The organism is Streptoalloteichus hindustanus (genome assembly GCF_900129375.1).
GTDB classification, from domain to species: domain Bacteria; phylum Actinomycetota; class Actinomycetes; order Mycobacteriales; family Pseudonocardiaceae; genus Streptoalloteichus; species Streptoalloteichus hindustanus.
Genome location: NZ_FQVN01000002.1, coordinates 826,769 through 840,263, shown reverse-complemented (window position 1 = coordinate 840,263; position 13,495 = coordinate 826,769). Strand labels below are relative to the sequence as shown.

Genomic DNA, 13,495 nt, shown 5'->3' with positions numbered 1-13,495 from the left:
CCTGCACGAAGTCGAAGGACCGATGAACAGTCACTCTGCCGTCCCCGTCGTCCCCCGGAACGCGCCCCGTGAATCCCTCGCCACCCTGCTGCGGTGGTGGGCCGGCGAGCTCGGCGACGAGCCCGCCCTGACCCGTCTCGACTACACCCGGGACCCCGGCGGCGTCGCCGAGACGCTGACCTGGCGGGAGCTCGACGCCATGGCCGACGCCGTCGCCCTGCGCGTCGCGCCGGACACCGCGCCGGGCGACCGGATCGCGATCATGGCGGGACAGTCCCTCGCCTACGTGGCCGGTTTCCTCGGCGTGCTGCGCGCGCGGCGGATCGCGGTGCCGCTCTTCCCACCGGGTTCCCCGCACGACATGCGGCTCGCCGCGATCCTGGCGGACTGCTCGCCGTCCCTCATCCTGACCACCTCGGACCTGGTCGACGGGATCAACCGCTTCCGCCACCACACGGGTTCGCGCGGGAACGTGGTCGTCCCCATGGACACTGTGGACACTGGAAAGCCGTACGAGGACAAACCGCCGCGGTTGGACGAACTCGCGTATCTCCAGTACACCTCGGGGTCCACCCGGTCGCCGGCCGGGGTGATGGTGTCGCACGGCAACGTCCTGGCCAACGCGCGCCAGGCCGCGCAGTGCTATGGCGCCCAACGCGGCCGCACGGTCAACGTGTCCTGGCTGCCCCTGTTCCACGACATGGGCCTGATGTTGGCGGTGGCCACGCCGGTCCTGCTGGGCGCCAGGGCCGTTCTGCTGGACCCCACGGCGTTCCTGGAGCGCCCCGGCCGCTGGCTCCAGGCGTTGTCGGCCAACCCCGGCGCGATCACCGCGGCCCCCAGCTTCGCCTACTCCTACGCGGCGGCCCGCTGCTCGGCCCGGGAACGCGCCCTGCTCCGGCTCGACGACGTCGTCACCCTCGTCGACGGGAGCGAGCAGGTGTTGCCCAGCAACATCGACCGCTTCCACAACACCTTCGCGGAGTGCGGGCTGCGGCGCGAGACGCACCGGCCGTCCTACGGACTCGCCGAGGCCACCGTGCTGGTGACGGCGAACCAGGCCGGGACGGCGCCGCGCGTGCGGACCTTCGACGCCAGGACGTTGGCCGCCGGTCGGGCGATCGAGACGGTGGGCGTCCCCAGCTCGACGCTGGTCGGCTGCGGCCGGCCGGTGGACCAGCGGGTGCGGATCGTGGAACCGCGCACGTGCAAACCCCTGCCGGACGGGAGAGTCGGCGAGATCTGGGTCAGCGGGCCCAACGTCGGACTCGGCTACTGGGGGCGGCCCAAGGAGACCCGTCGCACCTTCGGGCTCGCGCTCGACGCCCCGGACGACCCGCTCGCGGCGGGCGAGGACGGGCGGGGCTGGCTGCGCACCGGCGACCTCGGGGTCGTGGTGGACGGCGAGCTGTTCGTCACCGGGCGGATCAAGGACCTGATCGTCATCGACGGCAGGAACCACTACCCGCAGGACATCGAGCTGACCGTGGAGCGGGCGCACCCCGCGGTGCGCCGGCACTCGGTGGCCGCTTTCGCCATCCCCGGCGACGAGGGCGAACGCCTCGTCGTGGTCGCCGAGCGGGCCAGGGACGAGCGGACCTGGGGCACGACGACCCCGGACGTGGTCGCCGCCGCGCGGGCCGCCGTCGCCAGCACGCACGGCGTTTCCGTGCACGACATGTGGTTGCTGGAGCCGGGGCAGACCCCGCGCACCTCCAGCGGGAAGATCAGTCGCGCGGCCAGCCGGGTCCAGTACCTGGCCCACGTCCGGCGGAGCACGGCGTCATGAGCGGCACCGTGAGCCGAACCGGAAGCGGGACCGGGAGCGGGACCGGGATCACACCGTCCACAGAGGACGAGTGGCGGAGTTGGCTGGTGGCGCGGCTGGGCGAGCTGCTGGGCCGGCGGGTGGCCGAGGGCGAGTGGGACCGCCCGCTGCGGGAGTGCGGTGTGTCGTCCCGGGCCGCGGTGAACCTCGCCGCCGACATCGGCAACCTCCTCGGGCGGGAGGTGCCGCACACCCTGCTCTGGGAGACGCCGACCCTGGCCGGTCTGGCGCGTCGGCTCTCCGGGGCCGGCCAGGCCGGGTCCGCGCAGCGGACGCCTGTCGACCCCGGTGAGCCGGTCGCCGTGGTGGGGTTGGCCTGCCGGTTCCCCGGTGCGCCCGACGCCGAGGACTTCTGGTCCCTGCTCCGGGAGGGCAGGGACGCGATCAGCACCGTGCCGGACGGGCGCTGGGAGCCGTTCCTGTCCTCCCGGGAGCGGCCCGAGCTGCCCCGGCTCGGCGGTTTCCTGCCGGATGTCACCGGTTTCGACGCGGACTTCTTCGGGATCACGCCGCGCGAGGCCGAGGCCATGGACCCGCAGCAGCGGTTGCTCCTGGAGGTGGCGTGGGCGGCCCTCGCGCACGCCGGCATTCCCCCGGCGACGCTGCGCGGCACCGACACCGGGGTGTTCGTCGGCCTCTCGGCGACCGAGTTCGGGCAGTGGGCGATGGCCGACCTGGCGGCGGTGGACGCGTGGTCGAGCACGGGCGCGGCCGCGTCCCTCGCCGCGAACCGACTGTCCTATGTGCTCGGTCTGCACGGCCCGAGCATGACCGTCGACACGGCGTGCTCGTCCTCGTTGGTCGCCGTGCACCAGGCGATGCGCGCGCTCCACGCGGGCGAGGTGTCGACCGCACTGGTCGGCGGGGTCAACGTCCTGCTCTCTCCGGCGGTCACCGCCAGCTTCCACGCGGCCGGCGTCCTGTCCCCGGAGGGGAGGTGCAAGCCGTTCGACGCCTCGGCCGACGGCATCGTGCGAGGCGAGGGCTGCGGCGTGGTCGTCCTCCGCCGCCTGACCGACGCGCGGCGGGCCGGGGACCGCGTCCTGGCCGTCCTCCGGGGCAGCGCGGTGAACTCCGACGGGCGGTCCAACGGCATCACCGCGCCGAATCCCCTTGCCCAGCAACGACTCCTGCGCGACGTCTACACCGCGGCGGGCCTGTCGCCGGCCACGGTCGACTACGTCGAGGCACACGGGACGGGAACGCCGCTGGGAGATCCCGTCGAGGCCGGCGCGCTGGCCGCGGTGCTGGGCGCCGACCGGTCCCCGGAGCGTCCCCTGCTCCTGGGCTCGGTCAAGAGCAACCTCGGCCATCTCGAAGGCGCCGCCGGCATCGCGGGCCTGATCAAGGTCGTCCTCGCGCTGCGGCACTCGCTGATCCCGGCAAGCCTGCACGTGTCCGAACCGAATCCGCGCATCGACCTGAGGGCGGGGCGCTTGCGCGTGGTCACCTCGTCCACGCGGTGGCCGAGGTACTCGGGGGTCGCGCGGGCCGGTGTCTCCGCGTTCGGGTTCGGCGGCACGAACGCGCACGTGGTGGTCGAGGAATGGCCGAGCGCCGCACGCGTGAGCGAAGGGGATTCGGCGAGAACCCCAGTGGTCATCCCGTTGTCGGCCCGTTCGGAGGCGCGTCTGCGGGCGAAGGCGGCAGCGCTGGCCCGCTGGCTCGGGGACGAGTGGGGCGGGCGACCGTCCCCAGTGGACCTCGCGGCGGCGCTCGCGCACGGGTGCGACGACGATCCGGTGCGGACGGCCGTGGTCGCCGGCGACCGGGCCGAGCTGCGGAACCAGCTCCGGGCGCTGGCCGACGGCCAACGGTCCGCTCCCGCGCGGCCCGCCCCGACGACAGCGCCGGTCTTCGTCCTGTCCGGACACGGGTCCCAGTGGCCGGCGATGGGCCGTCGGCTGCTGGCCGAGGAACCCGCGTTCGCCGACGCGGTCCGCCTTCTGGACCCCGACTTCGACCAACTCGCGGGTTTCGCGCTGTCGGCGGCGCTGGCCGGCAGCCACCCGGCCGACGAGCTGGCCGTCCAGCAACTCGCGTTGTTCGGCACGCAGATCGCCCTCGCCGCGCTGTGGCGGGAGCACGGGGTCGAGCCCGGGGCGGTCATCGGTCACTCGGTGGGCGAGGTGGCGGCGGCGGTCATCGCCGGATCTCTGGACGTGCGGGAGGGTCTGCGGGTGATGCTGGCGCGCACGGCGGTGCTGGCCGAGATCGACGCGGCCGGCGCGGGCGCGATGGCTCTCGTGGAGTTCTCGCCGACCGAGATGTCCGACCTGCGGGGCGACTTCCCTGACGTCACCATCGCCGTCTACGCCTCGCCGGCGCAGTGCACCGTGAGCGGGCCGGCGGACCAGGTGGCCGCACTGGTGGCGTTGGCCGAACGGCGCGGGCGGTTCGCCCGGCGGCTGGCCGTGCGCGGGGCTGGCCACTCCGCGGCGGTTTCCCCGTTCCTGGACCGGTTCCGGGCGATGCTGGGGACGCTGTCGCCCAGGCCCGCGTCCGTGCCGTTCTACTCCACTGTGGACCAGAGCCGGACCCCGGAGTTCGGTGAGGAGTACTGGGCGGCGAACCTCCGCGAGCCGGTGCGGTTCAGCCAGGCCGTCACCGCCGCCGTGCGCGACGGCCACCGGGTCTTCGTGGAGATCTCGCCTCACCCGATCGCCGCCTCGGCCGTCGAGCGGACCGCCCACTCCCTGGGCGAGTCCGACATCGTCGTCCTCCCGACGATGCACCGCTACCTGGACGACCGGACCGACGGGTTCCTTGGCGCGCTGGCCACCATGTACGAGCTCGGCCACGCCGAGACCCTGCGACGCCGGTACCCCCGACGCGTGGTGGTCGACCTGCCTCCCCCGGTCTGGGAGCACCGCGCGCACTGGAGACCAGCGCCGGTCCGGTCCCGCCCCGGGCATCCCTTCCTCGCTGACCTGGTGCGCCCGCCGCAGGACGAGCGAAGGCTCCGCTTCGGCGACGTGGGGCTGACCTCACACCCGTGGCTCGCCGACCACTCCGTCCACGGTGTGCCGGTCTTCCCGGGGGCCGGGTTCGTCGAGCTGACGCTCGCCATGGCGCGTGATCTCCTGCCCGAGTCGGCGGGCCTGGAAGTGCGGGACCTCGTGCTGCACCGGATGCTTCCGCTGTCCGAGCGCACAGAGGTCTGCGTCCAGGCGGCCCCGCGCCCTGGCGGAGGCTTCGCTCTGTCCGTTTTCGCCCGTTCTGGCGAGGATTGGGTCCTGCACGCCGAGGGTGTCACCACGTCGGCCGGTATGTCCACTGTGGAGCTTTGTTCGCAGCCGGAGACGCGGCCCCAACAGGTGGATCTCTACGCGGCGCTCGACGAGGCCGGGCAGGTCTACGGTCCGTCGTTCCGCGGGCTCACGTCGGTGGTGGGGTCCGCCGGATTCGCCGAGGCCCGGGTGCGGCAGCCCGACGGGTCGGCCGCCTACGTTCTGCACCCGATCCTCGGTGACAGCTGCCTGCACGCTTTGGCCGCCGCAGGAGGCGGGAAACTCGCTGGCCAGCTCTGGTTGCCCACCAGCTTCGGTCGGGTGCGGGTGTTCGGAAACCCTGCTCAGGGCACGACAGTGCGCGCGTGGTTGTCCACCGGAGCCGGGAATGACGGAACTCGGTCCGGCTCGGTCCAACTGCTCGACGGCGACGGGCATGTCGTGGTCGACATCAGCGACGTGTCACTACAACCGTTGCGCCCGAGCGAGTTCCCCGTGTTTCCACACCAGCTCGCCTTCGAGACAAAATGGACGAACGGTGATCTGGCCACTGTGGATCTGTCTGATGTGGACTCGTCCTCGCGCCGCACCTGGCTGGTCCTCCACGACAACGACGACACCAGCGAAGATCTGGCGGTCGCGCTCGCCAAACGCCTGACCAGGGCCGGCCACACCACCTCCCTCGCTCCGCTCGTCGACGCGGTGGACGCGCCCCTGACCGAGCGGGGAACGGAGCGATCCGAGCTGGAGGGCGTCGTAGTCGTCGCGGGGCGGCCCCTTCCGCCGAGCGCGGTCGCGGAGTCCCGGGAACTGGTGCTGGCCAGCGCCGACGCCGCCCGCCGGCTGGTCACCTCCGGGTCGTCCGGGTCCAGGCTGTGGCTCCTCACCCGGGGCGCGGCGGTCACGACCTCCGGCGACGCCGGCAGTCCCGGCCTCGCGGCCCTGCGCGGTCTGGTCCGGGTGCTCGCGTTCGAGCACCCCGAGACGCGGGCGAGCTGGCTGGATCTCGATCCGGCGGCCGACGCCGTGGCCTCGGCCGAGGTCGCGGCCAGGGAGTTGGTCGCGGACAGCGCCGACGACGAGGTGGCCTGGCGCTCCGGCCAACGGTTCGCCCACCGCCTGGCCCGCGTCCCGGCCGCCCCCGCCACAACGCATCTCCCCGTCCGCGCGGGCGCCTACGTGATCAGTGGCGGACTCGGCGGTCTGGGGCTGGCCACCGCCGGCTGGCTGGCCGAACACGGCGCGACCCGCCTGGTGCTGTCGGGCAGGCGAAAGCCCAGCCCAGACGCCGAAACCGCGATCGATGACCTGCGGGCGAACGGGACCGAGGTGGAGGTGATCCTCGGGGACATCGCCGAGGCCGGGGTCGCCTCGGGCCTGGTGGCACGAGCCACGACCGACGGCGTGCCCCTGCGCGGAGTCGTCCACGCCGCCGGAGTTCTGGCCGACTCGGCTCTCCTGTCACTGCGACCGGAGGACCTGGCAGCGGTGTGGCGGGCGAAGACCGAAGGCGCTCTTCGGCTTCACGAGGCCAGCGCGGAACACGATCTCGACTGGTGGCTGGCCTACTCCTCCGCCGCCGCGTTGTTCGGCTCACCAGGCCAGCTCTCCTACGCCACGGCGAACGCGTGGATGGACGCCTTCGTCGCCTGGCTGCGCGCCGAGGGACGGCCAGCCGTCAGCATCCAGTGGGGCGCCTGGGGTGAGATCGGTGGCGCGACGAACAAGGACAACCCCCTGCTGTCCCCACTGTCCACTGAGGAAGGACTCGCCGCGCTCGGCGCGCTGCTGGCCTCCGGCCGGGGAACAACCGCTGTCACCCGCCTGGACTTCGGTCAGGTGTTGGACCTGTTCCCAGCCCTGCGCGGACGGCCGTTCTTCGAGCTGGCCTCCGCTCGTCAGCCAGGCCACTCCCCCTCACCAGCCTGGGACTCCGCCGAACTTCTCCGTCTCGACCCACGCCAGGCCAGGGAGGAGCTGAGCCGCCGCGTGACGGCCGTGGTCGCCGACCTGATGCGACAGGACCCGGCGGCGCTGGACGTTCGGGCGCCCCTGACATCACGGGGATTCGACTCGTTGCTGGCCATGCGGGCCCGCGCGACCATCGAACGCGACTTCGGCCGGACCCTGCCACTCCCCCTGCTCATGCGGGGCGCGAGCCTGACCGACCTGTGTGACTGGCTGGCCGCCGAGCTCGACATCCCGAACGCACCCGTCGAGCCGGAACAACCCGAAGCCCCGCGACTTCTCCCCCGCGACCCCGCCGAGCGGTGGGTGGCCCGGCTCTGGCGGCAGGTGCTCGGCGACGCCGACATCCCGGTCGACGTGCCCTTCGACACCGCGGGTGGTGGGGAGAACGAGCGCGCTCGGCTCCGATCCCTGGTGGCGGAGGAGATCGGGCGGCCGGTCCGCGCCGACGAGCTGTTCGCCGTGCCCACCATCGCCGGCATGGCCGACGTCCTCCGGACGGAGATCAACGGAGCCGGTCAGGAACCGGTCCGGCTGTTGGCCAGGGGCGGATCCGGCCCCACGTTGTTCCTGTTCCACCCGGCCGGCGGCCCCACCGAGGTCTACCGGCCGCTGGTGCGGCACCTGCCCGCTGACGTGCGGTGCTACGGCATGGAACGGCTGGACGGCTGCGACGACGTCGAGTCGAAGGCCGCCCGGTACCTCGACCTGCTGCGCGAACGCCAACCCGTCGGTCCCTACCGGCTGGGCGGCTGGTCCTTCGGCGGCTGCCTCGCCTACGAGGCCGCGCGGCAGCTCGTGGCCGCCGGTGCGGAGGTCGACCTGCTGTTCCTGATCGACACGATCCTCCCGCTCCCGGCCGAGGGCCGGTCGCCGCGCGAGCTGTCGGCCCGCCGGATGCGGCGGTTCGTCGAGCACGTCGAGCGCAGCTACCGGGTCGATCTCGACCTGCCGGAGGACGGGCTGAAGCCGCTCAGCGAGGACGAGCGGTTCGCGCTGGTCATGCGGCGGGTCCGGGATCGCGTCCCCGCGATCACCGACGCCGTCGCCGACCACCAACGAACGTCCTATGTGGACGCTGTGGTCGGCGAGCGCTACCGGCCTGGCCGGTACTCCGGTCCGGTCCTGCTGTTCCGCGCGGCCCGGCCCCACCCGCTCACCACCGCGCTGGACCCCCGCTACCTCCGGACCGACGCCGCACTGGGCTGGGACGAGTTCTGCCAGGACCTGGAGGTCGTCCCGGTCCCCGGCGACCACATCTCGGTCATCGACCCACCGCACGTCACCGTCATCGCGGACCGGCTCAGCGCTGCGCTGCGCCCGGCCCGTCAGCCCCGGCGATAGGAGGAAGCCATGGCCAGTGGCGCGTTCCCCCGGCCGAGCACGGCCTACCGCATCGCCGACCTCGCCGCCCGGGACGAGGAGGTCCTGCGCATCGCGGAGAAGCGGTCGGCCGACCGCCAGCACGCGCAGGGCAAGCTGACCGCGCGCGAGCGGGTCGACCTGCTGGTCGACCCGGGCTCGTTCCTGGAGTTCGACCGGCTGGCGCGGCACCGGTGCGCCGACTTCGACATGGACTCGCACCGGCCGTACGGCGACGGCGTGGTGACGGGACAGGCCACAGTGGACGGACGCCCCATCTGCCTGTTCTCCCAGGACTTCACGGTGTTCGGGGGCAGCATGGGCGAGGTCTTCGGGGAGAAGGTGCTCAAGGTGGTGGACCTGGCGACCCGGATCGGCTGCCCGCTCGTCGGGATCAACGACTCCGGCGGCGCCCGCATCCAGGAGGGCGTGGTCTCCCTGGCCTACTACGCCGAGTTGGGCCGGCGCAACGTCCTCGCCTCCGGGGTCATCCCACAGATCTCGCTGGTCATGGGCCCCTGCGCGGGCGGGGCGGTCTACACACCGGCCCTGACGGACTTCGTGGTGATGGTCGACGGCGTCGCGCACATGTTCGTCACCGGGCCGGAGGTGGTGGCCGCGGTGACCGGCGAGGCCGTCTCACCGCAGGAACTCGGCGGCGCGGAGGTGAACAGCGAGGTGTCCGGCAACGTCCACTACCGGGCGCGGGACGAGGAGGACGCCCTGGACTGGGTGCGGACGTTGCTGGGCTTCCTCCCCGCCAACAATCTCGACGGGTGCCCGGTGTACGACAGCGCCGGAGCGCCCGCGCTCACGGCCACCGACCTCGCCCTGGACACACTGATCCCCGACTCCCCGCACCAGGGTTACGACATGTGCCGGGTCATCCACGCGGTGGTGGACGACGGCGACTTCCTGGAGGTCCAGAAGACCTTCGCCCCCAACATCATCTGCGGCTTCGGCCGGGTGGACGGCCGGACCGTCGGCGTCGTCGCCAACCAACCGCTGCACCTCGCCGGCGTCATCGACATCGACGCCTCCGAGAAGGCGAGCCGGTTCGTCCGCTTCTGCGACGCCTTCGGCATCCCGCTGTTGACCCTGGTCGACGTTCCCGGCTACCTGCCGGGTGTCGGGCAGGAACGGGCCGGGATCATCCGCAGGGGCGCGAAACTCATCTACGCCTACGCCGAGGCCACCGTGCCCAAGGTGACACTCGCGGTGCGCAAGGCGTACGGCGGCGGGTACGCGGTGATGGGCTCCAAACACCTGGGCGCGGACGTCAACCTGGCCTGGCCCACCGCCGAGATCGCGGTGATGGGCGCGGACGCCGCCGTGACCATCCTGCACCGCAGGGCTCTGCGCGCACTCGACGGTCCGGAGCGGGAGGCCGCGCGGCAGCGGTTCGTGGCCGACTACCGGAAGCGGTTCGCCACCCCCTACGCCGCCGCAGACCGCGGCTATGTCGACCGGGTCATCCGCCCCGCCACCACCCGGATCGAAATCTCCCGCGCGTTGCGCATGCTGCGCGACAAGCGGCAGGAGACCCCGGCGCGCAAGCACGGGAACATCCCGCTGTGACGGACAGACGAGGAGCGCGAATGGTTGTGCGACAACGAGGTCGCGTGCATGGTGTTCTGCTCGCCCTGGCAGTCGCGCTCACCGCCGTGTTCCCGGGAACCGGGCTCGCGGAGACCGAACCCGGCGCGGTGGCCGACGACGGCGCCCGGGTGGTGCGGGCGACCAGGGCCGAGGGCCGAGCGCTCGACCTGGAGATCGCCTCACCGGCGCTCGGCGCCACCGGGGTGGTGCGCTTGCTGCTCCCGGCGGGCTGGGCCGAGCAACCACACCGCACCTGGCCCACGCTCTGGTTGCTACACGGCTGCTGCGAACCCGCCGACTACCGCGCGTGGACCCAGTTCACCGACGTCGCGGAGTTCACCGCGTCCCTGCCCGTGCTGGTCGTGATGCCGACCGGCGGGCGGGCGGGGATGTACAGCCCCTGGTGGAACTTCGGCCGAGGTGGGCCGCCCGACTGGGAGAGGTTCCACGTCACCGAGGTGCGCCAGATCCTCGAACGGGGCTACCGGGCCGGCACGCGGCGGGCTGTCGCGGGTCTCTCCGTCGGCGGCTTCGGCGCGATGCACTACGCGTTCCGCCATCCCGACCTCTTCGCGGCGGCCGCCTCCTACAGCGGGCTGCTGAACACGCTCGCGCCCACAGTGCCGGAGGTCATCAAGGGCATTCTGATCAGAGAGGGCTTCCACAACTGGGCCGGGCTGTGGGGAGACGAACACCGGAACCGGACACTGTGGACCTCCCACAACCCACACGACAACGTGGACCGCCTGCGGGGCAAGGCGTTGTACGTGTCCTCGGGCAACGGACTGCCCGGCCCGTTCGACCCGCCCTACCGGCTCGACGCGCTGGAGTCGGCCGCGTACGCGTCCTCCCGGGATTTCACCGGGGAGTTGCGCGCGAACGGGATCGAGGTGACCACCGACTACGGCAACGGATCGCACAGCTGGCCCTACTGGGACCAGGCGCTGCGTCGCTCCTGGCCCGTCCTCGCCCGAGGGCTCGGCCTGTGACAGACCGGCGCATCCGCGCTGACGGCTCAGATGTCCCATCCCGACTCGACCATCATCATGTCGCGCGCGGTGATGCGGTGCGTCCGCGCCGACCCGCCCAGCACCCGGCACCAGCTCTTCACCTGGAGCTCCGGTCCCTGGAGTTCGATGGCGAAGCCGCCGTACATGCCGGGCACCGGGAACCACATCACGGGTTCGACGAGCTCGGTGAGCGGCGCGACCTGCGGGAGGCGGAGCACGCGGGTGATGCGGAACTCCGCCATGCGCGACGTGACGAGCTGGTGGAGCCGCTGTTCGAGCGCGGCCAGCACGTCGTCGGCGACGGGGTGCGCTGGCGCCGGGCGGAGGAGGTCGATCAGGTGGGCGTGCCCCCGCCGCGCGGCCAGGTCGACCGGGAGCTGCCCCCGGGTCGAGCGGAGCCGCCGCCACGCGCCCAGGTCGAGCAGCCGCCGCACGACGTCGGGGGGCGCGCCGTTCCAGGCGGCGTGGTGGAGCACGGTGTAGCCGCTCGTGCCGCCGATCCGCGGCCGGTTGACCGCGTTGGGCGTCTTCGCCAGCAGGTCCAGGACCTCGGCCCAGCGCGCGTTCCGCGCGGCGTTGGCCAGCCGGTCGATCTGGGACACGTGCCCGGGCAGGAAGTCCGACCGGTCCGTGACACCCTCCCACTCCACCTGCCTCATGCCGGGGTCCCGCTCCTTCCGCCGACCGCGTCCGTCCGCGCCACATGATCCACTGGAGATCGTCCGGCCGTCGATCAGGGGGGTGGCACCCCGCGCCTCGGCCAGCCAGCACCCTTCGAAGTCCATAGTGGACAGATGACTACTGGCCGAACGTCAGATGTGCGATCGGTCCTCCGGTGGGCACGCTGCGACCATGAACAGACTCACCGGAGGCGGGAGACGCCTCACCTCACTCGGCCTCGCCGTGGTGCTGACCGCCCTCGCGGCGACCGGAACCGCGGCCGCGGCCGCGGCCCATCCGGCCCCAGCCTCAGACATCCCAGCCTCAGACATCCCAGCCTTCGACACCCCGACCTCTGACACCCCGGTGACCGAGGTCGTGGCCGCCGGCAGCGAGGTGTCCTGGCAGCCCTGCGGGGACGGGGTTCTCTGCGGATCGCTCCCGGTGCCGGCGGACTGGTCGACGCCGTGGCGCGGTGAGCGGATCTCCCTCGGGCTGGGCAAGTTGCCAGCCCGCCACCAGCCGGCGCGGCAGGGAACGCTGCTGGTCAACCTCGGCGGTCCCGGTCCGGTGGTCGCCTACTTACCGATGATCAGAGACAGGCTGGCCGCGTTGACGGAGTGGTTCGACGTGGTGGTGTTCGACCCACGGGGCATCGGCGCGAGCAGCGGGGTGACCTGCCCCTCCCGCCCGCCGAGCCCCCAGCTCGCCGCGTGGCCCCCGCGCGACGCCAAGGCGTACAACGCCATGGCGGAAGCCAACCGGCGTTACGCGGCGGACTGCGAAGCGGCCATCGGGTCGCTGACCGGCAAGCTGAACTCCTGGCAGGTCGCGCACGACATGGACGCTCTCCGGGTCGCGTTGGGCGAGCGCGGGTTGCGCTACTTCGGCAGCTCCTACGGCACGGTCCACGGCCAGGCGTACGCCAGGCTGTTCGGCCGCAACGTCGCCCGGATGTACCTGGACAGCGTGCTCGACCACACCGAGCGCGACCGGTACGACTGGCTCGAACCCATGGCCGAGACCCTGGAGCGCCGGCTGCACGACTTCGCGCGGTGGTGCGGGCAGACCGCGACCTGCGCCCTGCACGGCCAGGACGCGCTCGCCGTGTGGGACAGGGTCCTCGCCGCGGCCGAACGCGCGCCGATCCCGGCGCCGGGCAGCGGGTCCGCCGCCACCGTCTCGATCATCGTCCACCGCGCCGGCGCCTGGGTGGAGTCCGCGACGCGGTGGCCGACCCTCGCCACCGCGCTCGCCGAGGCGGCGGCCGGCGACGCGTCCCGGTTCGTCCCTCGTGGACTGGAGCCCGACCCGGCCGACCTGTCCCGGTTCGCCTTCTGCGCCGACTTCCCCGACGGCGGCGACTACGCCGAGGTCCGGCGGATCGAGGACCGGATGCGCGAGCGGGTCGCGCCCCGGCTGGGGTGGCTGCGCGCCTCCGTCCTGGTCGGCCAACTGTTCTGCGGCGGACTGCCCCGGGTGGGCGAGTACGCGCCCCGTCGTGTTCGGGCAACCGGTCTACCGCCGGTGTTGCTGGTCAGCGGTCGCGCTGACACGACCACCCCGCTCCGGCACGCGGAGCGGGTGGGCGCGCAGCTCCCGCGTTCTCGGGTGCTGCCCGTCGACGGCAGCCACGCCCTGTACGTCAGCGGGAACGCGTGCGTGCGGGACCACGTGCACCGGTACCTGACCACGGGTGTGCTTCCCCTGCCTGGCGCGCACTGCCCCGCCTGAGATCACGTGGCGAAACGCCGGACCCGCACGGGAGATGACTTTCCCGTGCGGGTCCGGCCTCCTGCGTGAGTCCCCCAACTCACACAGTCCAGTGAGGACAGACG

At 72.7% G+C, this 13,495-nt stretch carries 6 protein-coding genes; 5 read left to right on the top strand and 1 reads right to left on the bottom strand.

Annotated elements, in window-relative coordinates; translation table 11 throughout:
* The first annotated feature begins 22 nt into the window (after positions 1–22).
* The 4 genes from BUE43_RS09105 to BUE43_RS09090 are packed head-to-tail and all read left to right on the top strand — an operon-like array spanning position 23 to position 10,976.
* Complete coding sequence (locus BUE43_RS09105) at positions 23–1,789, top strand: fatty acyl-AMP ligase (RefSeq protein ID WP_073480898.1); 1,767 nt, start codon at positions 23–25, stop codon at positions 1,787–1,789.
* Positions 1,786–8,370 carry a type I polyketide synthase gene (locus BUE43_RS09100; protein ID WP_083959481.1) on the top strand — a complete coding sequence of 2,195 codons (6,585 nt, stop codon included), beginning with the start codon at positions 1,786–1,788 and terminating at the stop codon, positions 8,368–8,370. Before BUE43_RS09105 ends, BUE43_RS09100 begins: the two co-directional genes overlap by 4 nt.
* 9 nt (positions 8,371–8,379) lie before the next feature.
* A complete protein-coding gene (locus BUE43_RS09095) occupies positions 8,380–9,966 on the top strand; it encodes an acyl-CoA carboxylase subunit beta (RefSeq protein ID WP_073480897.1) in 1,587 nt (528 codons plus the stop codon).
* 20 nt (positions 9,967–9,986) lie between these two features.
* Positions 9,987–10,976: an alpha/beta hydrolase gene (locus BUE43_RS09090; protein WP_073480896.1), complete on the top strand. Its 990-nt coding sequence runs from the start codon at positions 9,987–9,989 to the stop codon at positions 10,974–10,976.
* Between the two features lie 26 nt (positions 10,977–11,002).
* Here the strand turns inward: BUE43_RS09090 and BUE43_RS09085 are convergent, their stop codons facing one another.
* Positions 11,003–11,656, bottom strand: a complete 654-nt coding sequence (locus tag BUE43_RS09085; RefSeq protein WP_073480895.1) for an ankyrin repeat domain-containing protein — start codon at positions 11,654–11,656, stop codon at positions 11,003–11,005.
* 367 nt (positions 11,657–12,023) lie between these two features.
* On the opposite strand from BUE43_RS09085, the gene BUE43_RS09080 reads away from it, so the two are divergent.
* On the top strand, positions 12,024–13,391 hold the full coding sequence (locus BUE43_RS09080) for an alpha/beta hydrolase (RefSeq protein ID WP_159447716.1): 1,368 nt from the start codon (positions 12,024–12,026) through the stop codon (positions 13,389–13,391).
* Positions 13,392–13,495 lie beyond the last annotated feature (104 nt).

Coding starts and splice junctions, on each gene's coding strand:
- BUE43_RS09105 (WP_073480898.1), top strand. CDS start 23: ATGAACAGTCACTCTGCCGTCCCCGTCGTCCCCCGGAACGCGCCCCGT.
- BUE43_RS09095 (WP_073480897.1), top strand. CDS start 8,380: ATGGCCAGTGGCGCGTTCCCCCGGCCGAGCACGGCCTACCGCATCGCC.
- BUE43_RS09090 (WP_073480896.1), top strand. CDS start 9,987: ATGGTTGTGCGACAACGAGGTCGCGTGCATGGTGTTCTGCTCGCCCTG.
- BUE43_RS09100 (WP_083959481.1), top strand. CDS start 1,786: ATGAGCGGCACCGTGAGCCGAACCGGAAGCGGGACCGGGAGCGGGACC.
- BUE43_RS09085 (WP_073480895.1), bottom strand. CDS start 11,656: ATGAGGCAGGTGGAGTGGGAGGGTGTCACGGACCGGTCGGACTTCCTG.